Genomic DNA, 26,151 nt, shown 5'->3' with positions numbered 1-26,151 from the left:
AGGAGTTCCACCCCGGCTTCCGCAACTCCCTCGCCAGCTACACGGTGAGCCTCCTCAATCCCAAGGTCATCGCCGATCTGGACCTGCACGGCCACGGCCTCGAGATCCGCAACCGGCCCATCGGCAACTTCATGCCGCTGGACAGCGAACGATCCCTCGCGACGGGCACCGACCTGGCCGCAACCCAGGCGGAATTCGCCCGCCACTCGACACGCGACGCCGCGGCCTTGCCCGCCTACTACGACTGGCTGGAACGAGCGGCGGATGTCCTACGCGACATGCTCCTCGAAACGCCGCCGAACGTAGGTGGCGGCCTACTCGATCTATGGCGCGCCGGGCGCCTCGCCAACCGAATGCGAAAGCTACCGCAGTGTGATCAAGACGCCGTGTTCCAACTCTTCACCGCCAGCGCCGCGGACGTGCTGGACGGCTGGTTCGAGAACCCCCACATCAAGGCGCTCTTCGGCTTCGACTCCATCGTCGGCAACTTCTCCACCCCCTACTCAGGCGGCAGCGCTTACGTGCTGCTTCACCACGTGTTCGGTGAGGTGAACGGCGTATCCGGGGCCTGGGGGCATGCGGTCGGGGGGATGGGCGCGATCTCGGAGTCGATCGCCGCTGCCGCCCGCGCGGCGGGAGCGGCGATTCGCTGCGACGCGCCCGTGGCCGAGGTGTTGGTGAATGACGGGAGGGTCGCAGGTGTTCGTCTGGAAGACGGCACTGAAGAGCACGCACCTATCGTCGCCGCTAACGTGACGCCGAAGCGACTGCTCCTCGATCTGCTGCCGGCGGGCGCACTGTCATCGGAGGTCCAACAGCGAGTGGAGCGCACGCGCTACGGCTCCGGGACGTTTCGGATGAACGTCGCACTCGATCGCCTGCCGACCTTCACCAGTCGGCCCGAACCCGGCGCCCATCACAGCGCGGGGATCATCATCGCGCCGACCCTGGACTACATGGAACAAGCCTATGTCGACGCTCGCCGCGAGGGGTGGGCGCGCGAGCCGATCGTCGAGATGCTCATCCCGAGTACGCTGGACGATTCCCTGGCGCCGCAGGGTAAACACGTCGCCAGTCTCTTCTGCCAGCACGTGAGTCCCCAGCTGCCGGACGGTCGGGACTGGAACGACGCCCGCGAGACCGTGGCCCAGCACATGATCGCTACGGTGGACCGCTACGCGCCTGGTTTCGCTGACAGCGTGCTGGGGTATGTGGCGCTGAGCCCTGCGGATCTGGAGCGCAAGCTGGGGCTCACGGGCGGGGACATCTTCCATGGCGCGTTGGCGCTGAATCAGCTCTACAGCGCGCGGCCGATGCTCGGGGCGGCCAACTATCGGATGCCCGTGAAGGGGCTCTACCTGTGCGGTAGCGGTGCCCACCCGGGCGGTGGTGTGACGGGGGTGCCCGGTCACAACGCCGCGCGGGAGATTCTTCGGGATAGAGTCGGCTAGGGATATCGCCTCCTGAAAGCCAACCGACCCACGCCACCGGGAAGGTCGATTAGCTCGACCTACCGCAACTAGAACACGGGTGCGGATGAAGCCGCTCAGGTTGTTGATGGCGCCCGCCGAGGCGTCGCGCAGCGTCACGGTATCGTCCGCCGTGCCAGATCTAACGACGCTGATGTTGTAAACCACATCAGTTTCGTGTGAATGGTAGGCTACCCTGAGCGCTCCGATAGTTCCGTGTGCCCGCACGCGCTGGGAACGTCATATCGCTGAGTGATAACCAGACATAAAGCTGGCTGCTCGCCTTTGGGCTATCGGGCTGTCTGAAGTAGGTAAGCTCGATGCTCTTCAACTCGCTGACATTCGTTGTTTTCTTTGCCCTCGTGCTAGCGGTACACTACTCGCCACTTGCATGGACCGGCAAGAAGGTCAGCCTGCTGCTCGCAAGCTACCTCTTCTACGCAGCGTGGAGCCCTCCCTTCGTGCTCCTGCTGTGGCTATCCACGCTGGTGGATTGGCACGTTGCCCGGCGCTTGCACGGCGAAGAGCGACCGCGTCAGCGCCTGGCGTGGCTATGGCTATCGATCGGTGTGAATCTTGGCGTACTCGGGTTCTTCAAGTACGGCAATTTCCTCAACGAGAACTGGGCACTCCTGATGCAGACGGTCGGGGTGGACTACGTGCCTCCCGAGTGGGGCATCGTGCTCCCCGTGGGTATCAGCTTCTACACATTCCAGACTATGGCCTATTCGCTGGATGTGTACCTGAGGCGCGCGAAGCCGGCGGACTCGCCCCTGGACTTCGCCCTCTTCGTCACCTTCTTCCCGCAGCTCGTGGCTGGCCCCATCGTGCGTCCAACGCATCTGATTCCCCAGTTCGCAACACCTCACGTCGCCTCGGCAAGGCAACTTGGATGGGGCCTCAGCCTGATGGTGCTGGGCTTGTTTCAGAAGGTGGTGATCGCGGACATGCTGCTCGCGCCTGCCGCGGATGAGGTCTTCGGTGCTGACGAAATGGTCAGCTTCCTCGACGCCTGGCTGGGGACGCTCGCCTTCTCTGGCCAGATCTTCAGCGACTTCGCCGGCTACTCCACCACGGCCATCGGCACGGCCATGTGCCTAGGATTCTCGTTGCCGGACAATTTCAGATTCCCCTACGCGGCAATCGGGTTCTCGGACTTCTGGCGGCGCTGGCACATATCCCTGTCCAGCTGGTTGCGCGATTACCTATACATTCCTCTCGGTGGCAATCAGCGCGGCGTCTCGCGAACCTATATCAATCTGATGCTGACGATGCTCCTGGGAGGTCTGTGGCACGGTGCGGCATGGACCTTCGTGGTCTGGGGTGGTCTGCATGGTCTGTATTTGGCTGTCGAGCGCTTCGTACGCGCGCGCTGGGGACACCTTCGCATCGCCAGCGCCAAGCTCTTCCGCCTCGCCCTGGCACTGCTCACCTATCTTCTGGTGAATGTCACCTGGGTGTTCTTCCGCGCAGAGGACTTCCCAACGGCGTCGCGGTTGTTGGTCGCTATGACTGGCTTTGCCCCCACAGATGCAGCCACTCCACTGCCCACCCTGTACATCATCCAGGTCACCACGGTGATTGCCCTGATGGTGACAGTGCACTGGCGCATGCGGGAGCGGACGCTCGAGTCCGTCGCCGCGCGGACACCGCCTTGGCTACTGGTGAGTCTCCTGGCGGCGATGTCGTTCGCAATTGTAGTCACCCAAGGATCAGGCGATGCCTTCATCTACTTCCAGTTCTGAGATCGACTATCGGCAGGTGCCCGATCGGCCCTGGGGGCAGATTGCGCTAGGTATCGTGCTGGTGGTCGCGATGGCGATGACGGGCTGGGAGATCCTGGCACGGCGGATGCAGCATTTGCCCGGTAGCTACGGGTATCACCGCGATGCGATGTGGGCCTATGAGCGAGGCAAGCTCGATGGAGAGGACCATGGGATACGATTGGTCATCGCCGGGTCCAGCCGCATTCTCTTCGCATCGGATCTCGACATCATGGAACAGCGAACGGGGACGCGCCCCCTGCAGCTGGCCATCGAGGGAACAGGGCCAGCGCTGTACGTCAAGGACGTGGTGGAGAACACCGACTTCGACGGTCTGATTCTGGTGGGGGTCACACCCTTCCTCTTCAATCGCCTGGATGAGGGCTTTCTCGGCGACGGCGCACTCGCGTGGCAAGCCGGCGTCGGGCCATCGAAGTGGACCGACTGGAAGCTGCACAACGTGCTGGCCGAGCGCTTCGGGTTCATCGATACTGCCTTCGATCTGCCCGCGCTGCTCGAGCACTACACCTACGAGTGGCTCCCCGTGCGCGAGGGTGCTGTCAACCTCCAGGCGGACAGTGAGTGGAAGCTAGGAGATCACTTTGCCGATCGACAAACCGATATGTGGGCGCCGATCGAGTCCCCGGAGAGCTTCGACAACGCACAGATACTGGCATTCTGGACCCCCGGCCTGATGCGCCCGAAGCCCACCCCGGAGCGGCTGGCACAGATCACTGACGAGGCGATCGCATTTCTTGCACCGGTGCAGGCAACGCTTCGGGCGCGGGGCGGGGACTTGGTCTTCGTGCGGATGCCGGGGCGTGGGCTCTACCAGGAGTTCGCGAGCGTTGCGAACTACGACGAGTTGGCGTGGAAGCCCTTCATCGAGGGGCTGGGTGCAGTGGGCATCAACTCGATGGAGTATCCAGAGCTGTCTGATGACTTGGATATTCCAGAGTGGTCACATCTATCCCGGGCCAGTCAGGATCTTTGGTCTGTGCGTTTGTTCGACGTCCTGGAGCCTTTGTACCAGGCTGAACGCGGACGTGGGCTCGGCGATGTTCTAGGCACCTCTCCCGCGGCGACCTCGAAATGAGCGCTCAGCACCGTTCCGGCTAGACCCTTGGGGTGAGATCAACGAGGAATGCCCTCGGCGAGCTGTGGGCGCCTACTTGATCTACGGGCGATCGGACGTCACTCGGTAGCCGGCGAGAGCACCCTAGGGCAGGATCACCTCGAAATTGATGATCTGCGTCTCGACGTCGCCGGAGATCCCGGAATCGGTGAGCGTATCGACGTCAGCGCCCCCATCGAAGCTGGCGACGCCAGCCGCTTGCACGCGAGTGCCGCTTACCGTGTCCACTCCATCGCCGAAACTCGCTGCAAAATCCCCGGTGCTGGTGATGTCGGTCAACGCGGCGACGTCATCATCAGCGCCCATGTCGAGATCGATGGGCCCGAACGCGTCCATTAGCTCCACGCGTAGCGAATCGATGCCTTCACCGGTAGCGGTTTCGAGCGCATCGACGGCCAACCCCGACAGGGTCACCGTGTCGTTGCCGACGCCAGTCTGGATATTGATGGTCCCGGCGGTGGCCTCTCGCAGCGTGACGGTATCGTCCGCTGTGCCAGCGTTCACCGTCAGACTCCCCCGCACCTCAACGTTCGTCAGATCCACCTCGAGAGGCCCCTCGTCTGTGGTCACGATGAAATCCCCTTCGACGAAGGTGTCGGCGAGCGCAATCCGATCCGAGCCCCCGGCCTCGCCCGTCGTGATCCACACCGTTCCGCCGACGAGCAGCGGGGCGAAGTCAGTGATGACGTCGCTACCGGGACCTAGATCCATCGTGAGATCGCCGGCCAGTCGCAGGCCGGCGAAGCGGATCACATCGCTGCCGCCGCCGAGGCCCATCCGCACCGAGCTGATGGCGCCGAAGGCCACGACGGGCTGACCATTGACGGTGGTGCGATCCCGACCGATCACCACCACCACGCCAGGCCCTGGCGAGGTCAAATAGATGGCATCCGAGAAGGGACCACCGACGATGGCCAACGTGCCGCCCGTCTTCGTGGCCGAGATATCGTCGGACGCGAATGCCGGCGCTGATATGAGCAGCGCGGCGGCCGTAGCGATCCAGGGGTCCAGGTTGCGTCGCATCGTAGAAGCTCCTGCGGGTGCGGGCCGGACATCCCTGTCCGCCGATACCAGGAGTCTAACGACGCTAGCGTCGGAAGAACACGCTCACATATAAGCTCAACCGAGTTGCTTGGGGTCAGGTCGGACGGGCAGGCTCGCGGAACCGAATCAAGGCCCAACCACCTCAACATAATCAAATATCGCTCGATTCGCCCAACAGTAGAGCGCCACCGTACCGGAGGCGATGGGAGCCTCGTCCACCACCTCCCCACCGAAGAGCAGCGAGCTGTCGACGTGGACGGTGATCGCACCACCCTGCACCTGCACCTCTACCGTATGTTCCTGTCGCCGCGCGAACGAACCCGCCATCTCCGCCAGCACGGTGAACTCCCCATCGAGCCGCTTCACCAGCCGAATGTAGTTGCGCTCGACGTCCCAAGACACACGGTAGTAGTTGAGATCATCTTGGTACCGGAACATCAGTCCGACGGCGTTGTCGTCGATGGCACGAAGCGTCGCCGTCGCCCGGTAGTCCACCCAGGCGGAGCCACCGCCGTAGTGAAGGGTGGTGCCGAGGTAGCTGACATCCCCCACGCCGTCGATCGGCAGTTGAATCTTCGAACGTTGAGTCGCCCTGCCGTTCACGCCTCGCCAGTCCGACGGCGCATCGTCCGCGCCAGGCGCATCCAACACCGCCCACGCCCCGATGCCGTCGGCGAAGTCTTCTGATAGCAGCACCTCATCCCAGGCGCCGGGATCAGCATCGATCACCGTCAGCTCGAGCTCCGCGGTGACGGTATCCAATCCATCCGACACCGTAACCGCCACTACGACTGTTTCCGAGGCGGTCACGTCATCGGGGAGGTAGATCGGGTTCGCCGTCTCCTGCCCTTGCAAGCTGCCGACACCGGACACCACCTGCCAGTCGTAGCTCAACGCCTGCGGGCCATCCGTATCCACCGCGACCACCGACAGTTGGCTGCTCTCGAGATCCGTCAAGGTCACGGGCGTCGCAGACAGTGCTTCGATCTGCGGTGCTGAGTTGGGAGCCGCTTCGGCATCCAGCACTGAGAGCTGCAAACTACGGGTCACGCTGTCGGCGCCGTCGGAGATCACGACGAAGATGGTGACCGCTTCGGTGTCGGCCACGTCTGCGGGGAGGAAGGTGGCCTTGGAACTGTCGGCGTTCTGAAGATAGCCCGCATCTGCGGACACAACCCATCGGTAGGTCAGCGGCTGTGGGCCGTCATCATCGAACGCCTCGACGCTGAGCTCGCTTGCTGCGTCGTCGTAGAACTCCACGGGATCAGCACTCAGGGACACGACAGAGGGCAGCTCGTTGTTCTCCTCGATGAGACTCGGGCTCCAGCCCTCGGGCTTGTAGGCCCACACGGTGCCCTCTACCGGATCCTCTAGCCCGAGGAAGACATCGTACGCGGGGATGTACTTCCACTTACCGAGCACGCCGGTGAAATGCGCGAGCTCCCCGGTATCGTAGCTGTCGGGCAAACCGATGCCAGGCAGTTCATAGCTGGTCAAGGCTTCCACTATCCACCCGTCGGCCGCCAGTGGCTCCGGGGCGTGCAATGCCCACAGGGCGGCTACCCCGTCCCAGATCAGGAAGCGACGACGGACCGCATCGTAGGCGATCCCGTACCTCCCCGAGGGAACGAACGCTTCGCCGTCTGCCGTACGCGCTTCGAAGGGCACCACGGGGTTGGAGGAGTCGGGGGTGTTGAGGTCGTAGTAGAAGAGCTGGTCGTCGGCGATCCGAACGAAGGCTCGGTTGTGCTCGGCGTAGGCGCCCGGGCCCTGGCCCCAGGTTCCCGAGACACCGTTGAGTCGTGCGTTGCCCACCCGTTCCCAGGTGTCCAGGGCTGGGGTCGCGAGGTCGTGGATCGTGTACTTCCACAGATTGTGACGAGTCGCCACAAGCAGCACGTCCCGCCCATTCTCCTCAGTCACCGCGGTAGCGCCTTCGATGAAGGAGTATTGGTCCTCCTCCCTCACCAGGGCCCGGCGACGGTTCTGCCACATCTGCCCACCTACGACGTCCGGAAACTGGCTCGGATTGACGTGAGAGCCGGTCGTGCCGCCTACCTTATCCCCGTCCCCCCGCGACGGATCCCACAGATAGGGCCCAGTCCGCTCCAGGCTCTCGTCCTGGAAATCGGTGCCAGAGTTCCACGCAGCCCCGCCGAGGGTGATAAAGCGGTCGATCAGGGGCAGGAACTCGTTGTTGTCGTAGGTGTGTGCTGAGGTGGGCGCGTTGTCCGAGCCGTCGATGGCGGTGAAGGTGCCGCGGAAGCGAGTGCCACTCAGCAGCTTGATCTCGCTCGGTAGGGAGGCGCGCTTCCACTCCAGCGTGTCCGCGTGCCAGCGGTACACCTCATTGCCCGCGTAGTTCCCGTGGCCGCCGCCGAACGCCACCAGGTGACCGCGCCCGGGATCCCAGCCGAAGGACCCGAACGCACGGATGACCGTGTAGGGGCCTGGCGTCAGTCCCACTTCCTCGCCAAAGGTGCGCTGCTCCGGGACAGGCCATTGACTTTCGAAGGTGTTGGAATTGAGCGTCGTCCAGTGACCCTCGGGCACCTCGAGCAGGGTGGAGTACATGGGCGTGGTGGCAAAGGCAGGCGCGACCAGCAAACAGGCGGCGCTAGCTCGCAGGCAATTTGACATAGCACCGATCCCTCGGTTTCGCATGGCATTAGGAGGCAGGCTGAAGCAGCGCTGGTCGATCGATCCCTTCGCCAGCGCAATCTTAGTCTTCTACTGCCTATGACCCCTCATCGCTTTCGACTCTCTTAGGTAGAGTGTCACGCTAAGGTTCATGTTCGCACCACTTTCGTCCCGATCCCGTAAGCGAGCCCCCCGCCCCCGCGGGTGATCCGGCTTCGCAAGCACGCTCACCGGCGGGCGCACCAGGGGCCTCCCTGACGTCTGAGTACGCCGGTTCGCCGGGAACACCGCGATCCCCGACGTCGCCACGATTTGGTGGCGTCGAAGGACGATAAGGGCGCGGAGACCACCGTTGCGCCGCATCACCTGCGGTCCAGCCGAAGCGAAGCATCCGCGAGCCCCAACGCAACGGCGATCTGACGGCAGCTCCGTTGACGCCCCGACACTCTGCATCGCCTTTGGGGCCGCTCGCCGGGCAGGGGATGTCAGAAACCCCAGCAACCGCGCGAATTCCAGGCTACGCGCGGGCACACCGCACGGTCGGCAGACCCTGGCGCCACCGATACGTCTACAACCGCAGAGGACCCCAACATGCACCGCACCCTAGCCACCGCTGGCCGAGCACTCGCCGCCAGCACCCTGCTCGCGCTAGCCGCCACCACCACCACGCCCGCCCTGGCCGAGTGGCGAACGACCGACCTCGACGATCTCATGAACGCGTCGACCAACATCGCCATCGCCGACGTGGTGAACGTCGCGCCGGGCGTCGAGCCCGGCAGCCAGATCGCCACCCTCACCTTGCGTAGCGCCTTCAAGGGCAACCCCGAGCCCAGCTTCAAGCTGGCAGGTGCTGAGCGAGACCCCGCGATGGTGCACTTTGAAAGCGGCCGCACGGTGATTGCGTTCTTCAACGACATCCCCGGCGAGCCCGGTGAGGTCGTGGCCATGGACCAGGGCGTCGCGACCATCGTCCCCGCCCAGGCCAACGCCACCAACGCCCTGCTGCAACTCGTGCAGGACAAGGGCGCCAACCTGCGTATCAGCGACACGCTGCAGTACCTGCAAGCCGGCAATCCCCGGGTGCCCCGTGCCATGCTCGCCGCGCTGCTCTCCCAGCTCGACGGCAGCGCCACGCTGCAGGACGCCAGCGCCATCCGGCGCCTGGCCTGCCGCCCGCAGGACTTCCAACCCCCAGCCGCCTTCCTCGGCATTCGCCTGACGGGCCTGCTCGCCATTCAGAATGCGCGCGCCTGTCTTGAGCGCCACGCCACGACGCCCAGCGGCGCCTACGCCATCGAAGCCGTGTCCGCCCTCGGCAACTTTGCTGATCCACGCAGCCTCCAGCCCCTGCTGTCCCTGATCCCGCAAGGCTCGCCGACGCCCTTCCCCGAAGGCACGGATCCCCAGGAGCAGGACGGCCCCGGCCCCGACTTCGACCCCGAGGAAGAAGGCGTCCCCACACCGGATCCCCGGGAGGAGAGCGACGACCTCCCGCCCCGCCCGACACCGGAGGATGCGATCGACAACGGCCGCGACGAGCCGGACGACGACGTGAGCGAGGACGACGACGCCAACGACGAGCAAAACCCACCGGGCAACGTCGAGGAGATCGACGACGCGCCCTACGACACGGACGACGAGTCGCCCCGGCACCACGACGGTGGCCTCACCAGCGCCGCGGTGCTCGCCCTCGGCCAGCTCGCCGACCCCACCGCCGTGCCTCGCATCGCCGCCATCGCCCGCGAGGGCGACAACTTAGGGCTGCACAGCACCGTGGTCCACGCCTTGGCCCTGATCGCCTCGGACCGCGCCCGACGCGAGCTGGGCGCGATCGCCACCGGTCACCCCAACCCGATCGTCCGCACCTCGGCGCAGCAGGCGCTGCAGCGCCTCGCCAACTAAACCGCCACCGCGCACCGGAGACACGACATGAACCCGCTTACGAAACTGTTGACTGCACTAGTGGTCAGCCTCGCCTGCACCAGCGCCGCCCTCGCCCACCACGTAGTGTGGCTGGACTTCTCCGACTTCGACCTCTCGGCCTGGACCACCGTGAACGGCAACACGCCGCCCTCGAGCAACGACGTCGACGCCATCAAGGACCTGATCATCATGGAGATGTCCCGGGACCACTCGGCCTTCGACGTGACCTTCAGCGAGTACGAACCGCCCAACGGTCGCTTCACCCGGGTGAAGTTCATGAACGATGACGAGGGCGGCACCCTCGGCTGCGCCGGCCCCGGGTGCTGCGAGGGTGGCGACTGCTCAGGCATCGACACCTGGGAGCAGGAGAACAGCGACTGCGAGGTCTACGCCGGCAGCTTCTCCAACCTGAGCCCTGAACTCACCGGCTCCAGCGCCACCCTCGAGCGCATCGCCCGGGCCATCGCCCACACGGCCAGCCATGAGCTCGGTCACGTGATGGGACTGCAGCACTGCAACGCCGCCGACGACTCCATCACCCTCGGCTGTGGCGCGGCCGAGACGGATACGGACGACGACAACGTGAACTGGCACATCATGGCCAGCGGCACGAGCTGGGGCCTGACCGCGGAACAGCGTGCGGCCCGCGACCGTTTCTTCAGCATCCACGCCAGCAAGCGCGAGTGGATCGCCGACGTGCAGCCGCGCAACCACTTCCTCTCCCTGCCCAACATCAACGGCGGCGCCGGCTGGAGCGACATCGTATGGGGCCGCGCCCTCTCCCACGGCACCATGGAGTGGTGGGGTCGGCTGTCGTCCAGCAGTGACTTCGGGTCGCGCACCCAGTGGCGCACTGATGCCGGCGAGACCGACAGCATCTTCCTCACCGGCGATGTGGACGGCGACAACCGCGACGACCTCGTCTACGGCCGCATCAAGAGCGCCACCCAGGTGAAGTGGTTTGTTCGCCTCTCCACCGGCACCGAATACGGCCCGCAAACCACCTGGCGCGACGACGCCGGCGACGTCGGTGACATCTTCCGCCTCGCAGACGTGGACAACGACGGCCGCGCCGACCTCGTCTACGGCCGTCCTTTGAGCCCCACCGTGGTCAAGTGGTACGTTCGCCGCTCCACGGGCACCAGCTTCGACAGCTGGGAAACCTGGATCGAGGACGCCGGCGCCAACGAGAGCATCTTCTTCCTCACCGACCTCGGCGGCGACGGCGATGCGGACCTCCTCTACGGCAAGGCCCTCGACGACGACACCGTCAAGTGGTGGGGTCGCTTCGCCAAGGGCAACGAGTTCGGCGATCTCAGCGTATGGCGCGAAGACGCCGGCAACAAGGGCGATACCTTCTTCGCCGAAGACATCGGCGGCGACGGTGATGCAGACCTGATCTACGGCCGCACGCTGTCGGACATTCACGTGAAGTGGTGGGGTCGCTACTCCAACGGCAGCGAGTTCGGCACCCTATTCGAGATGGACTTCGACGCTGGCTCCGCGGGTGACCTGCACCGCATCGGTGATGGCAACGGCGACGGCCGAGCCGACCTCTTCTACGGGCGCAACGCGGGGCAAGACAACCTGTCCGGCACACCGGATCTGCTGCAGATCAAGTGGTACGGACGTCTGGGGTTGGGGGGAACCTTCGACAACTGGACCATTTGGCGGGAAGACAGTGGCGATGACGGGGATATGTATCCCTGATCGCATAACTGAGGACCCTTCAGTTGGTGTGCCGGGCCAAAGCGTCCGGCACGCTAACCCTTCGCAGCGGGCTTCACGGTTCGTTGAGCACGCTTAGGGTGACTGCGACACCATTGAGCACCGCGTTGCCCGAAGGCCCATCCAGTTCCCCGGGCACGAGATCGTTGACACTCACACCCGCGTGGTCCCGTGCGTAACGCTGACTAACACCATTCAGGCCATGGCCGTAGCCATGGGGAAGGCTGACCACACCCCGCCGCATCTCCTCGTGTACCTCAGCGGGCGCCACCACCTCGCCTACCGATGAGCGCACCCTCACCAGCGCACCGTCTTGCACATCGAGAGACGCCGCATCATCCGGGTGCAGCCGTAGCGTGCAACGCTCCGGGCGCTCGATGAGCGACGGCAGGTTGTGCATCCACGAGTTGTTCGAATGCACGTCGCGACGACCGATGAGCAACCAGCGCTCGTCCACCGCGCCTTCCAACTCTGCGCGTGCACGCACTAACTCGCCCTGGATGCTGTCGTGGGCAAACTCGATCGTGCCCGAGGGAGTATTCAGGTACCCGGGCAGGCGCTCCCGGAGGGGGCCGAAGTCGATGCCGTGGGGGTTGGCCTTCAGAGACGCCAGATCGAGGCCGTCGCTCCCGTCATTCAGCCCGGTACCGAACGGACCCGTCCGCAGGAGCAGATCGAGCAAGCGCTCGCTCAAACTCTCACCGGTCAGGCTCGCCAGGACCTCGTCTACCTCAGTGCCAATGATCGGTGAATTGGGATTGCTCAGCTCCCGTGCGATAGCACCTCGCAGGTGGGCATCCTCAAGGGCGCGAGGTTCGCTGCTGGGCGTGCCGTGGCTTGCCAGGTGCGCGAGCTGCAGCAGGATGGACTCCTCCGAGGGCGTATCACTCGGAAACAAATGAGGTGAGTAGTTGGCCACCGAGCGGACGGCGAAACGCGTAAACACCACGTCGTAGTGATCACGCTCCAGGGGTGAAGGCGGCGGCAGAATCACCTGGGCATGGCGCGTGGTTTCGTTGAGGTACATGTCGACGCTGACCATGAAGTCGAGCGTGGCGAGCGCCCTGTCCAGGCGCGCGCCATCGGGGGTGGACAGGACCGGATTCCCCGCCACCGTCAGCAGCGCGCGCAGCTGACCGGGCCCAGGGCTTCCGATCTCCTCCGCCATGGCCGCAGCAGGCAGCTCCCCCATGACCTCCGGGTGCCCACTCACGCGCGAGCGCCAGCGACCCGTGCGGAACCCGCGTCCCCCCGCCTGACCGTCACTCATCCGTTCGTGGGCGGCGAGGGGGAACATCACGCCTCCCTCCCGATCGAGATTGCCCGTGAGCACATTGAGCAACTCCGTCGCCCACGCGGCCAGCGTGCCGTAGCGCGCCGCCTGGATGCCAAGGCGCCCGTAGACCGCGGCGCGCGGCGCCGCGGCGAGTTCGCGAGCAATCTCTCGCGTGATGCTCGCGTCGATGCCGCACCTTGGGGCGACGGCCTCGGGGGTGAAGGGCGCGAGCGCCGCATCCAGCTCGTCGAGCCCACTGGTGAAGGCCTCCAGTCGACCTGGGGAAGCCAGGCCCTGGCTGTGAATTTCCTGGGCGAGGGCAAGGAGCCATAGGGCGTCCGTGCCTGGCGTGATCGGCAGGTGACGATCGGCGTTGCGCGCGGTGAGCGTGCGCCGGGGATCCACCACCACAAATCGTCCACCACGCTTGCGCAGAGCCTTGAGGCGCAACGGCAGGCCCGGGGCCGTCCACAGGCTGCCATTCGACGCCCACGGGTTGGCCCCAAGCAACAGCAGATAGTCGCACCGATCCACATCGGGCACGGGCAGCGCCGATGGGTCCCCGAAGAGCAGGCCGCTGACGAGCTGCTTGGGGATCTGATCCACCGTGGAGGCGGAGAAGATGTTTCGGGTACCTAATGCTTTGAGTAGCGGTCGCAGGAACAGTCCTCCTGCGAGGTTGTGCACGTTGGGGTTACCGACGTAAGCCCCGATCGCCTGGCGCGCCGCAGTATCCTCGAGGTAGGGACGCAGCCCCTGCGCGACGCGAGCGAAGGCCTCCTCCCAGGTGGCCTCGCGGAACCTGTCGCCATCGCGGATCAACGGGACGCGCAAGCGATCCGGATCATCGTGCAGTTCCCCAAGCGCCACGCCCTTCGGGCACAGATAGCCAGCGCTGAACACATCCTCAGCATCACCGCGAATGCGGGTGACGCGATCGCCTTGCACCGTGATGGCCAACCCGCACATCGCCTCACAGAGGGGACATGTGCGGTAGTGGACGGGTGGCTCCGTGCTGGGCGAGGTGCTCATGCGGTCAATCCGCGGGGGAGAGCAGCAAGGTGTGTTTCGCCTGGATCGCGCCCCGTTCCGTCGGGATGGTGAATCGCTCGCCCGCCGCGAAACGTGGCAGGAAATCGTCGTAGTGCGGCGAGCGATAGTGCCCCGACTGGCCCGTACTCAACATGAACCTCGAGGCCTCCAGGTTCGATAGGTCAAAGACGACCTGCAGCGACGAGGTGAAGTCGGCCCGCGAAAAATCGGGTGCGTTCGAGGCATCGATGCTCTTGATCATCAAGGTGTCAGGGCCTCCCGGATAGGTGGCGACTCGTGAGAACCGACTCCCCAACAACGGCAGTCCTGCGAACCCTTGGTGGGGATGGGTCATTGGTGTGGCACCACCCCAGCGCCAGTCATCCGGCGATTCGCCCAGGCGCGTCGCCAGCGCCTCTGCCGCGCGCGATAGCGATCCCCGCAGCACCTCCGAGCAGTCCGGTGCCGAGTCTTCACCTGCCTGCGCGCACCATTGCGTGTTCTGACCGCCTAGTACGGCGAGGGCGATTGCCGGAAGCGCTGATCTCCTCATTCCAGGCCACATGGAAGGTCCGAGTTCGTCCGCGGCGAGTTCCTCGTGGAAGAAGCGCATCCACGTAATGAAGACCGTCGGCCCTGCGGAGTCGTTGTCGAAGCGATAGTCCCACTCCTGCAAGACCTCGAGCATCTCCCGCTCTACGTCGGTGAGTGCGTCGCGCTCGACTTCGAGCATCTTGGGCACCGTGCGGCTGGCGGGTTCCAGGAAAGTGTCTCGCTGCATCGCCAGGAAGCTGTCCACGTCGTGCTTTCCTTGCTGATCGAGGAGCGCGTGGATTCGCATAGCGCGGTGTGGATCGGCCCAGGCGTCGCTTAGGTAAGAGGGGTAACTATCGCCGACCTGCTGCTGATTCGCGGCGACGATGCGGCCACTGCCCGGCCCTATCGTCTGTGGGTTGTCCGCGTAGGGAATCGGTGACCAGGTCGATCCATCGGCAGGCCCGAAATCGATGATCTGGCCTGCATCGCCTTGCCGCTCGGCGTACCTGCCCGCAGACACGTAGCCGATCTCCCCGTCGACGTCCGCGATGATGAAATTCAGGGACGGTCCCGTGAACCTGGAGAGCGCGTCCAACGCCTGCGCCGTGTTCCTGGCGCGGTTCAGGGCGAAGAATGCCGAGAGCGAGGTGTCGCCCTCGAAGTGGACGATCTTCAGCTCCACCAGTGCGTCCGGGTCTTCTGAGAAGGCCGGCCTGATCTGGTTGCTGGGGATGATGGTGCCGCCCTCCTCCGTGGCGAGGATGCGCTCCTTGTACTCATCTCCAAAGCGGACCTGGAATACCTCATCGCGACCGGAAAGGCGCTGCCATGCTCCGTTCGCGGTTCTCCGGTAGCGCGTGGCATCGTCCGGATCGCCGTGTACGAGGGCCAGGTCCGCCTGGTCCACGTTGCCCGCGGTGATGCCCCAGGCGATATGGTCCGTTCGGCCAACCGCGATGCTAGGTAAGCCAGGCAGGCTCGCACCCACGCGATTTTCACCGGCGATTGAAAGGTGCGTGAGGTACCAGAAGTTCGGCAGGGTTGAGGGAAGTTGCGGGTCGTTCGCCAGGAGCGGCATCCCTGAAGTGGTGTGTTCGCCGCTAAGGAGCCAGCTATCGGAGAACGAGCGCTGCTTGATAGGCGCCATGACGGCGCTCACCGCGGGCGCCTCCTCTACGATGGGGCGCACTTCGAAGGGTCGGAGACCGGAGAGTTCGGCGGCTCGCTCGTCCGCGGCGTGAAGCCGCAGGCGTTGCGTGAGCGGTTCGTTGCCGTAGCCGAGTAGCGTGTTGTAGACGCCACGATAGACGATCAGGCTGTCCATCGCTTGCCAGCGCTCTGGCTTGATGTGGAGAAGCACCATCTCTGGCGGGCGACGATAGGCGTCGCTGTCCAGGTAGGCGTTGACCCCGGCGGCGTAGGCTTCCAGGAGCACGCGATCGTCAGCGGGGAGTTGCTCGAAGTCGCGCTGGATCGCTCGCGGGGCATGGTTGATGCGGTTGAAGCGGTCGCCGCCCAGCGCGCCGGCACCGAACCACTCGGCCATGCGACCCGAGAGGGCCTGGCGAGCTGACATCATCTGCCAGAGGCGGTCCTGGGCGTGGAGGAAGCCCTGCGCGAAGAAGGCGTCGCGCTCGCTTTGGGCGAAGACGTGGGGGACGGCGTTCTCGTCGCGGAGGACTTCGATGGTGCCGTCGAGGCCCGTGAGTGAGTGTTCGCCGTCCCAAACGGGGAGTCCTCCGGTGGAGCGGAGTAGGACGGTGCCGATGTAGATGAGGGGGAGGAGAACGATAACGGCGAGCACCGCGGCGGTGCTGAGAATGAGCTTCTTCATGGGTGGAATATACGCGACTTCCTGGAGACGGCCTGTTTCGATGCCGTCACGAAATCCCTACCATGGTGGCGTTCCTACTGGGCCGATTCTGCCCACCCGCCCTGTCTATCTCCTTCCCTACGGTCTGGCCGAGCACGCATTCCTTGTCCCGCTCGGGCCAGGCGCTGCGAACAGGTCATCACGAGCGATCCGTAGGTCGCGAGCATTCACCACACCGTCACCATTCAGATCGGCGTCTTCGTCCCCCGTCTGCAGGGCACCCCGAAGCAACGCCAGATCCTGGAGGTTCACCAGGCAGTCGTTGTTCAGATCAGCGTCGCAGAAATTGCCGATGCCGTCGCCATCCGTATCGCGTTGATCGGGGTTGCGCGCGTAAAGACAATTGTCCTCGAAAGCGTTCACCCCATCAGCATCGCAATCGCCTGCGAGCACAATCGTGTACTGCGCGAGCACGTCCGACTCCTCGACCGCAACGAGGACGCCGTCCTCAAAGCGTTCGATGCGTACGATAGCGTCCTCCGTCAACAAGCCGACGGGGACGACTCGGTAGTAGACACCCGTGGCGTCCGCTGAGTCGATCACCCCATCCGTGCCCGTGGCAAAGTCGAGCAGCGTGATCGTGTCGAGATCGTAGTCCCAACGCGGATCTGCCCGCTCCAGTAGGCCGAGCGGTTGTAGCAGGCCGTCGCGAATCGCCGTGTCCGCGTCAACTAGCGCCTGGCCAGCGATCAGCGACAACCGTAGATCGTAGAGCTCCTCGGCGGCGCTCTCGTCGCAGGACAGCGTTGCCCAATCGAGCACCACCTTAGTGATGCCGTCGAGACCTGGGCCTTGCAAATCCACCACCGTGGTGTAACGAAGTCTGTTCGGTAGTGCCACATCGCTAACGTCGATACGGGTGAGGAAGGCATCCGAGAGCCCGTTGTTCTGCGCTTGCAAGGGCGCCACACTCGGGAAATCGCGCGCTCGGGTCGTGCCAGCAAGTAGAGCATTTCCCTCGCCGTCGAGCGCCAGCCCCCAGGACAGACTGTCCGAGCCCGCGCCACCGAGCAGCGTTGAAAACAGCGCTTCCCGCCCCGCCGGATCTAGTACGGTGAAGTACGCGTCCTGGAGGGAAATGGACACTCGCTGCAATGGCGCACCGACTGCACCCGCCTGATACACCCCGATGCCGAAGGTCTCTTCGACGGCGGTGACCGGTAGGGCTTGCTGGGTCATCGGGAAGCGATTGATGACCCCGTCCTGGTACGTGTAGACCCTTCCGCCTTGATCGTCCACCGCGAAGATGCGCGCTGGCGCGCCCAAAAACGGTGCCGCACCGAAGATGCCCGACGTGCTTGCGGCTTGGTCATCGAGACTGATCGGATTGGCGAAGACACCCTCTCCGTCATTGAAGTAGATACGATCGGGCGCGCCATCGTTGCCGACCAGCAAGTCTAGATCGCCATCTCCGTCCATGTCCTCGAGCGCTACGGCGCGCGTTGGGTCGGCCTCGTTGCCGATGAACTGGGCTGGCAAGAATCCCGCTTCGCCGCCTACATTGATGTAGACCGCGTTCAGCTGCCCATCGTTGCCTTCCACGATATCCGGCACGAAGTCCCCGTTTACATCGCCAGCCACCAAGGCCACGGTGGCCGTATCCTCGCTGCCCGGGAACAACGCCTCCCCGGCGCCGAAACCTTGGCGGGCTCCGCCGAAGTAGAGGTTCGGCTGGAGATAGTTGCCCAGCACGATATCGATCTCACCGTTGTCCGGACGGTTCAGGAGACTGCCGACGGCGACGGCCCGCGAGTCCCTGATCTCCTCGCCGAGCGTGAAGCGCTCCACGGGCACCCGGTTCTCGTGGAGAAACACCCGGGACGGCGCATCGCTGTTGGCGACGACGATCGCCACATCGCCATCTTGCACGATGTCCGCGTCATACAAGGCGATACCGTGGGTGGTGTTCTCTTCCGACCCGATCGGCTGCGCGCGCAAGTACTCGCCCGTGATCGCATCGAAGTAGTAGGCGCGATTCAGGCCACGGTTGCCCACGCCGATGACCACCTCTCGCGCATTGTTGTTGATGACGTTGATGAAGCCCGCAGTCGAGTCAATGGCGAGCGTATCGTCGTCGTCGCCCACCTCAACCTCCTCCAGTACGCCGGCCCCCGTGCGCTCAGACTGCAGGGGAGCGGCCAGCGGGAAGTCCAGCGAGAAGGTGCCGGCGGCAAGGTAGATAGCGTCATTTCCATCCACCTCTAGACCCCAACCGTCGTCCAGGTCATCGCCTCCCAAATAGGTACTGAACAACAAGCGCGTGGCATCGTTCGAGACCCTGGTCACGAGCACGTCGCGATACCCCGCGAACTCTCGTTGGAATGCCCCGAACGTGGTGGGAAGGTCACTGGAGTCGGTACTGCCCGCGATGACGCGCGAGCCGTCGCTGAGCAGTCGAACTTGCTGGGCGAAATCCTCTCCACTGCCGCCGAAGAAAGTGGACGACAGTATCTGCGTGCCGTCGGCGGAGAAGTGCGTGATGTGCACGTCTTCTTCACCGGCGCGCTGCGTTTGCAAAGCACCCGCGGAAACCGGAAACCCTGAGGACGAGGTGAACCCGACCACGTGCACCGAACCATCCGCCGCCAAGGCGATGCCGCGCCCGTTATCGCGCTGCTCAGCCCCAAAGCAGAACGCGTAGTCGATCTGACCCGTCGCGGTGAACTTAGCTAGGTAGCCATCCCCGAAGAACGTACCAGTATCGGTGCCAACGCAAGCCCGACCGTCAAGGGTTTGCGTCGCCGGAAAATCGAAGGCGGCGGTCTCGCCGGTCACGTAGACATTGCCCTCGTCATCGATCGCAACGTCACGCGCAAAGTCGAATCCGAAGTTAGACTCATCGAAGATGTCCTCGCCCCCAAGGTAGGTGGAGAACGCAAGGTCGTTGCCCTCGGCATTGAGCTTGGCCACGAAGGAGTCGGATTCGAAGAGCCCACCGCCTCGGAAGGTCTCCTGATAGGCATTCACGGTGGGGAAGTCCGGGGATGCCGTGTACCCCGCAAGGGCCATAGCGCCGTCATCGGCCACCGCGAGGGCCCACAACTGCTCCTCCCCACTGCCGCCGAGGTAGGTCACGAATTCCAACGCTTGACCGTCCGGCGTTAGGCGAGCGACAAACCCGTCAACGTCCCCCGCCAAGTCGTCACTCTCCCCTGGCAGATCCACCGAGAGCGTATCGCCGACGATGATCAATGCTTCGTTCGGCCCAACCTTCACGTCGTTCCCAGATTCGCCTAGGCTGCCACCAAAGTAGGTAGACAAGGTAATCTGTGGATCGATCACCAAGGCAGACTGGTCGTCGTAGGCGCCGATAGAAAATGACACGACCCCCTCGTCATTGGCCGTGAAGCGCCCCTCGACCGGCACGGTCTCATCATCGATCTCTTGATAGACGATGGGCGCCGCATGGGTCAGGTGGATACCACCGGCATGCCTTAGGCGAATCGCACCGGCACCGTCGAGCACCACCTCATCTGCGCCGTCGAAGGCCAACTGAATCTTTGCGACGTCAGCTCCCGGCGCCACCAGGAAATCGTACCGAATACTTCCGTTGATCAACGTGTAGATGACGTCGATGCCCGGGTAAACCTGGGAGTACGTGGCTGACTGATAATGGGGGAGATCCCTAACCCACGAAGCTTGATCACGGCCTCGTAGGTAGTGGCTGCGCCCCTCTAGCGGCCCACCGGGACGCGGCACTGCGCGAATATCGGCCCCCACCAAGCGCATGGTGGTAACCCGGCGTTCTCGCTCCCGCCTAGCCACGGTAGAGGAACGCTCTGCATCACTGGATGCTACGTATTGAAACTGCACCTCGTGGGCTGCCAGAAGTGCGTAATATCCCTCGGCCCGTGCAACGTAGTCGAACGCTGCTGCCGTCTGGCCCAGGTTGGGCTCGATAAACGCTAGGGGGGAGTTCGAGAACCTTGCAGCACCACCGTTCGCGGCTGCGCTCAGCGCCAAAAGCGACAGGAACGTGACCGCTGCAATCCTACGTGCCGAGTAACGACGATACTGGCGTGTCCACCCGTACGTCCCGAGCCGCTCTTCCATGAATCGATACCCTTCCGTGCTGGCTGAGGTGCCGCTTAGCAGGGTCGTAAGTGTAGCCGAACGCTTTGGTTAATAGGCACCCGAATTACAGCGGCAGTTGCGGAGCGATCCGTGAAGGTTGGCGACATAACCACTGCCGGTGATGAGCGAATACGTCTGGTTGCTAGTGTCGGACTACGGGTGGGAAAGCAGTGGATCGGATATCTTTGCGATCACGGTGGTGGATAAGCGCCCCGACGACACACACTCACCGGCGCAGGCGATATGACATCAGTCGGGGCGACGGAACACGGGACTCGCGAACTCCGCCCCCTAGGTACCGGCCAGCTGTGCGATCACCGCTTCAGTGCTCACCACATCCGCATACCGCCGCCCCACATCCCGCAGATTGTCATGGTGCGGCCCCTCCGCCATATCCCCACAACAATCCTCCGGCACGATCACCCGATACCCGTTGGAAAACGCATCGATGATCGACGCCCGAATGCACCCGCTAGTGGTACACCCGGTGATGATCACCGTGTCCACCTGATGCTTGATCAGAAACGTCTTCAACGGCGTCTCAAAGAAGATCGAAGGCGCCGTCTTGCAAAAGGTGAAGTCGTGGTCCGGATCGTGGATCCGCTCATCGATCTCCGTGGAGGGATGCCCGTAGAAGAAGTCCTTGTACAGCACCTCCACCTTCCAGTACGGAATGTCCCGCTTGGACTCGTACGCGGTGTAGCACTTCGCCACCGGCACTCCCAGCGGACGAGCCACCTCCAGCAACTTCGCCGTGTTCGCCACCGCCCGGGCGACGTGCTCAGACTTGCCTAACTCGTACTGCGGCTGGGTGAACCCCTTCTGGAAGTCCACCACCAACACGGCAGCGCGCTGGCCGAAGCCCACCGGTACCGCGCCGTAACCTGCATCCTCGTGCTCAGCCATTCCGTGCCTCCCCGCCGCAGCGGCTTGCGTTCAAGCGAGTCTCCTACGCCGCGCCGCGGGTTGCGCCGCGCGTGAAGCGCGCGAGGAACTGCGGCTTGCTCGGCGGCTTGAGGCCGGTCTCGGCCTCGCAGCGTTCCAGCAGCTCGCTCAGCTCACCACCGCGGTCGAAGAGCTTCTTCTCCGGCCGCGCTGCACGCAGCTCCGTCCGCAGCGCCTGTGTAGCGCCCTCGTCCACCGTGTAGTCGTCGTTGACCACCACGCCGTAGCGACGGGCACCATCCTGCGTGACCAGGCCGCGTTCCACGTCCTGGGCGACACGTTCGGCCGGGCGCTCGTACGGGTCGCCCCAGCCGCCGCCGCCCCAGGTGTCGAAGTAGAGCAGATCGCCGTTCTTCACCTTCACGTGATCGCACTTCGACGGCATCAGCTCTTCGGAACCGTCCGTGCGCACGAGGATCTTGCGACTCCGCTCACCGGGCAGTCCGCCGTTCACCCCCCACGGGTAGGTCAACCAGCGATCGTCGTGGATCGAGATCTCCCCGTCGGCGAGGAAGCGGTAGCCCATCCGCAGGCCGTTGCCACCGCGGTGCAGCCCCGGGCCACCACTGTCGGCGAGCGTCTCGTATACATCGATACGCAGCGGGAAATTGCACTCGAGGAACTCGTTGGGCACGTTGGTGAACGCCGGCCACAGCGAGTGTCCGTCAGGCCCGTCGCCCATCGGCTTCCCGGGAATACCGCCGAAGCCGATCTGGTATAGCTGGTACCACTCCCCGTCCTCCTTGTACCCGGAGTACATGAAGTGGGGACTGTCGGAGAAGCCCGCGGCGCACAGGAAGTCCGGGTTGCCCTGGCCGAAGAGGCCGGAGATCACGTCGAAGATGCGACCCAACGCGTGCGTTCGGCAGGACAACGCCGCCGGCCGCTGAGGCTTGAGCAACGTGCCGTCCGGGATGCGCACTTCCATCAGGTCGTAGAAGCCGTCGTTGAACAGGATCTGCGGGTCGAACACCATGATCATGAACACGCCGCAGAACATCTTGAACATCTCCTCGTTGAGGTAGAAGTTGATGCTGCCGATGGACTGCGGGTCCGTGCCCTCGAAGTCGAAGATGACTTTGTCACCTTCGCGCCACATGGCACAGCGAATCTTGTAGGGCCCCATGCCCATACCGTCGTCGCAGATGTAGTCCTCGAAGAACTGCTTCTTCTCGGGGATCTGCGTGGTGATGAGGTGGTGCATGGCGCGGTGGTTGCGATCGAGGAGCTCCTGCATGGCGCTCACGATCGTGTCCTCGCCGAAGCGCACGGCCATCTCCTGGATGCGCCGATCTGCCGTGCGGCAGGCGGCGAGGATGGCGTTGAAATCCGATAAGTTCCAGTGCGGCAGACGGCAGTTGTGCAGGATGAGCTTCAAGATATCCTCTTGTAGCTCGCCCTTCTTCACGATCTTGGTCGGCGGCACCACGATGCCTTCCTCGTAGATCTGGCGCGCGTCGGTCGGTAGGGAGCCGGGCACCTTGCCGCCGATGTCCGTCATGTGGCCGAACATGGCGGCCCAGGCGATGAGGCGGCCGCTCACGAACACGGGGCGCAGCACCAGCCAGTCGTTGGCGTGGGAGATGGCGCCGCGGCACTCGTAGGGGTCCGTGGTGAGGATCACGTCGCCCTCTTCGATGGTGCCGTCGTAGCCCTCCATGAAACCATGGATGAAGGAGCCGAACTGGCCGACGACCATCTTGCCGTCGGGGTTGGCGATCATCGGGAACTCGTCGTGCTGCTCGCGGATGCCCGGGGACATGGCGGTGCGGAAGAGCACCGTGTCCATCTCGAAGCGCGCGTTACGCAGGGCGTTCTCGACGATGTCGAGGGTGATGGGATCGACGTCCACCTTGGCGAACGGCGTCTCGTTGGTCTGAACAACTGTTGCGGTCATGGTGCTCTACCTGCCTTACGCGCCAACCGGGCGGATGATGATGTTGCCGTACTCGTCGATGGTGCCGTTGTGGCCGGAGAGGATGAGCGAGGTCGAGTCCATCTCCACCACGATGGCGGGCCCGGCCACCACGTTGCCTGACTTCAGCTTCGAGCGGTCGAAGATCACCGCCTCCTGATCCTTGTCGTCCATGAACACGGCCTGCTTGCCGATGGCGGCGGCGGAGGCATCGGCGCCGCCACCCTCCACCTTCTCGGCCGTCACTTCCGTGCCGGCGCCTTCCACGACGGCGCGCAGGTTCACGATCTCTAGCTCCACGGGGAGCGCGAAGGTGAACAGCTGCGTGTGCATGGCTTCGAACTGGTTACCCACCGCATCGAGACCTTCGCTGCGTAACGCGTCGAGGGTGGTGTCGATGGTGAGCTGGAAGCCCTGGCCAAGGTAGCGCAGGTCCACCTGGACGCTACGTTGCTGCTCGGTACGCGGCACGTTCTCGGCATCGAGGGTCGCTGCCGCCTGCTCGCCCAGCTCTTCCAGAATATCGACCACCTCCTGCGGCGAGGTGTCGGAGAAGCGGCGGATGAAGGTACGCGAGGCCTCGTCGCGCACGCTGGTCGTCGCGTCGCCGTAGGCGCACAGCACGCCCGGGCCCGGTGGGATGATCACCGGCCAGGACGACATCAGCTTACCCAACGCATTTGCATGCAAGGGCCCGGCGCCGCCGAAGGCGATCAAGGCATAGTCACGGGGGTCATGCCCCTGCTCCACCGACACCAGGCGCAGGGCGCCGAACATGTTCTCGTTGACGATATCGATGATGCCTGCAGCGGCCTTCTTGAGCGGCAGATCGAGAGCGTCCGCCACCTTGTGCACCGCCTTCTCGGCGAGCTCGCGGCTGATCTCCATGTCGCCACCGAGGCGCGAGTCGCTCGGCAGGTAGCCGAGCACCACGTTGGCGTCGGTCACGGTGGGCTCTTCGCCACCCTTCTTGTAGGCGGCGGGACCAGGATCTGCACCGGCGGACGCGGGGCCCACACGCAGGGCCTTGGTGAGTTCGGGCACGTGGGCGATCGAGCCACCGCCGGCGCCTACGGTGCGCACGTCCACGGAGGAGGCGCGCACGGTCACATCGGCCACGCTGGTCTCGCGTCGCAGCTGGGCCGCCCCATCGCTCACCAGCGCCACGTCGGTGGAGGTGCCGCCCATGTCCAGGGTCAGCAGATTCTTGTAGCCCGCCTGCCCGGCGATCCACACGGCGCCGGTGACACCGCCCGCCGGCCCTGACATGAGCAGGCTCACGGGCAGCTCCTGCGAGGCCTTGGCGGACGCCAGGCCGCCATCGGAGCGCAGGATGTGCAGCTTCACATCGTTCATCTGCTTGGCGAGCTCGTCGCTCAAGTTCTTCACGTAGGCCGCCACCTTGGGCCTCACGTAGCTGTTGGCCACGGTGGTGACCGTGCGCTCGTACTCCTGCATCTCCGGAATCACCTCGGCGGAGATGGAGACGGGAATCCCCGGCATCTCCTCGTGGGCGATCTCGCGGATGCGCTTCTCGTGAGCGTCGTTGGCGAAGGAGTTGATCAGGGAGACGGTCAGGGCTTCGATGCCCTTGGCCTTCAGTTCCTGCAATGAGCCTCGCAGAGAGTCTTCCTGCAGCGGGTCGACGATCTCACCGCTGGCGGAAGTGCGCTCGTCCGCCTCACGCGTGAGCTCCAGGGGCGCCAACGGCTCGGGCTTATTGAAGATGACCCACCCGCCGAGGCCACCCGGCACATAGGAGCGCGCGATCTGCAGCACCTGACGGTAGCCTTTGGTGGTGATGAGGCCGACACGAGCCCCGGTGCGGGTGAGCACCGTGTTGGTGGCGACGGTGGTACCGTGCATCACGTGCGAGATGGCGGTGGGATCCACGCCGGACTTCTCGCAGACTTTGTTGATGCCGTTGAGCACGCCGATGGAGGAATCGGCCGGGGTCGAGGGCACCTTGGCCGTGTGAATCTGGCTGGAACGCTCGTCGATCAACAGCACGTCGGTGAAGGTCCCGCCGACGTCCACTCCCAACCGATAACTCATCGCCGTCTCCTATCTCTTTGAGGCCGGCGCAGAACGCCAACCGGCACGCGACACCCTGGGCGCCGCGCTCGTGAATTCGTCTGACGCTCTCAGGCCGCAGGCGGCGCGGGGAACACCCCGGCCCGCGTGACCATGGCCGGCATGGTCGTGTCGAGAATGTCCCCCAGCCAGCGGGTCGTGTCCATGACCCCCTGGATGTCGATCCCCGCATCGAAGCCCATGCGGTCGATCATGTACAGCACGTCTTCCGTGCCGATGTTGCCCGTGGCCGCCGGCGCGAAGGGACACCCGCCCACGCCGCCGCAGCTCGCATCCAGGGCGCGCACGCCGGCTTCGAGGGCCGCATAGGCGTTTGCCAGACCGGTGTTGCGCGTGTTGTGGAAGTGGCATCGGGGCGGTGGCGAGTCGGCCTGGGCGAGGAGCCCAAGGAGGTGACTCACATCGCTCGGGGCGGCCACACCGATCGTATCTGCTAGGGCGATTTCGGCGACGCCGTAGTCTTCCAGGGCCTTTACCAGGTCAACCACGCGTTCTGGGGGCACCTCGCCCTCGAAGGGGCAGCCGAAGGCGGCGCCGATGGTGACGCCACAGGTCACCCCGTCGCGGGCCGCGGCCGGGGCGATGCGGCCCACGGCCACGCGGCTCTCCTGGGGGGTCACGCGGTGGTTGGGTTGGGTGAAGGTGTCCGTGGCGACGACCACGCCGGTCACCACATGGATCCAGGTGGCGAGGGCGCGCGCGT

The 26,151-nt window shown here is 64.5% G+C and carries 14 protein-coding genes; 5 read left to right on the top strand and 9 right to left on the bottom strand.

The window, feature by feature from the left end:
* The 3 genes from AAF184_15830 to AAF184_15820 form a co-directional block, all read left to right on the top strand.
* Nucleotides 1-1,451, top strand: a 1,451-nt coding sequence (locus AAF184_15830) for an NAD(P)/FAD-dependent oxidoreductase (GenBank protein ID MEO0423808.1), incomplete at its 5' end; no start/stop codon positions are given.
* Between the two features lie 338 nt (nt 1,452-1,789).
* Nucleotides 1,790-3,214 (top strand): MBOAT family O-acyltransferase, encoded by a 1,425-nt coding sequence (locus AAF184_15825; protein ID MEO0423807.1) that lies wholly within the window; start codon nt 1,790-1,792, stop codon nt 3,212-3,214.
* Nucleotides 3,189-4,328, top strand: coding sequence for a hypothetical protein (locus AAF184_15820; GenBank protein ID MEO0423806.1), 1,140 nt, complete (start codon nt 3,189-3,191; stop codon nt 4,326-4,328). Before AAF184_15825 ends, AAF184_15820 begins: the two co-directional genes overlap by 26 nt.
* A 123-nt stretch (nt 4,329-4,451) precedes the next feature.
* On the opposite strand, the gene AAF184_15815 is transcribed toward AAF184_15820, so the two are convergent.
* Together AAF184_15815 and AAF184_15810 are read right to left on the bottom strand one after the other, a co-directional pair.
* Complete coding sequence (locus tag AAF184_15815) at nt 4,452-5,390, bottom strand: hypothetical protein (protein ID MEO0423805.1); 939 nt, start codon at nt 5,388-5,390, stop codon at nt 4,452-4,454.
* A gap of 147 nt (nt 5,391-5,537) precedes the next feature.
* Nucleotides 5,538-8,051: a hypothetical protein gene (locus AAF184_15810; protein MEO0423804.1), complete on the bottom strand. Its 2,514-nt coding sequence runs from the start codon at nt 8,049-8,051 to the stop codon at nt 5,538-5,540.
* 591 nt (nt 8,052-8,642) lie between these two features.
* Between AAF184_15810 and AAF184_15805 the strand changes: the two genes are divergently transcribed.
* Together AAF184_15805 and AAF184_15800 are read left to right on the top strand one after the other, a co-directional pair.
* On the top strand, nt 8,643-9,953 hold the full coding sequence (locus AAF184_15805; protein ID MEO0423803.1) for a HEAT repeat domain-containing protein: 1,311 nt from the start codon (nt 8,643-8,645) through the stop codon (nt 9,951-9,953).
* 27 nt (nt 9,954-9,980) lie between these two features.
* Nucleotides 9,981-11,684 (top strand): FG-GAP-like repeat-containing protein, encoded by a 1,704-nt coding sequence (locus tag AAF184_15800; protein MEO0423802.1) that lies wholly within the window; start codon nt 9,981-9,983, stop codon nt 11,682-11,684.
* Nucleotides 11,685-11,757: 73 nt separating this feature from the next.
* Here the strand turns inward: AAF184_15800 and AAF184_15795 are convergent, their stop codons facing one another.
* The 7 genes from AAF184_15795 to AAF184_15765 all read right to left on the bottom strand — a co-directional run.
* Nucleotides 11,758-14,010, bottom strand: a complete 2,253-nt coding sequence (locus AAF184_15795; GenBank protein MEO0423801.1) for a molybdopterin-dependent oxidoreductase — start codon at nt 14,008-14,010, stop codon at nt 11,758-11,760.
* A gap of 4 nt (nt 14,011-14,014) precedes the next feature.
* Nucleotides 14,015-16,381: a penicillin acylase family protein gene (locus AAF184_15790; protein ID MEO0423800.1), complete on the bottom strand. Its 2,367-nt coding sequence runs from the start codon at nt 16,379-16,381 to the stop codon at nt 14,015-14,017.
* Nucleotides 16,382-16,498: 117 nt separating this feature from the next.
* On the bottom strand, nt 16,499-19,945 hold the full coding sequence (locus AAF184_15785) for an FG-GAP-like repeat-containing protein (GenBank protein MEO0423799.1): 3,447 nt from the start codon (nt 19,943-19,945) through the stop codon (nt 16,499-16,501).
* 840 nt (nt 19,946-20,785) lie between these two features.
* Nucleotides 20,786-21,400 (bottom strand): isochorismatase family protein, encoded by a 615-nt coding sequence (locus AAF184_15780; GenBank protein ID MEO0423798.1) that lies wholly within the window; start codon nt 21,398-21,400, stop codon nt 20,786-20,788.
* 43 nt (nt 21,401-21,443) lie between these two features.
* Entirely contained in the window at nt 21,444-23,336 is a 1,893-nt protein-coding gene (locus tag AAF184_15775) for a hydantoinase B/oxoprolinase family protein (protein MEO0423797.1), read from the bottom strand.
* Between the two features lie 15 nt (nt 23,337-23,351).
* Nucleotides 23,352-25,409: a hydantoinase/oxoprolinase family protein gene (locus tag AAF184_15770; GenBank protein MEO0423796.1), complete on the bottom strand. Its 2,058-nt coding sequence runs from the start codon at nt 25,407-25,409 to the stop codon at nt 23,352-23,354.
* Nucleotides 25,410-25,498: 89 nt separating this feature from the next.
* Nucleotides 25,499-26,151: hydroxymethylglutaryl-CoA lyase (locus AAF184_15765; GenBank protein MEO0423795.1), on the bottom strand; the 653-nt coding region annotated here is incomplete at its 5' end.

It is taken from the genome of Pseudomonadota bacterium, from assembly GCA_039815145.1.
GTDB lineage: Bacteria > Pseudomonadota > Gammaproteobacteria > Steroidobacterales > JBCBZW01 > JBCBZW01.
This window is presented reverse-complemented; position numbering and strand designations above follow the sequence as displayed.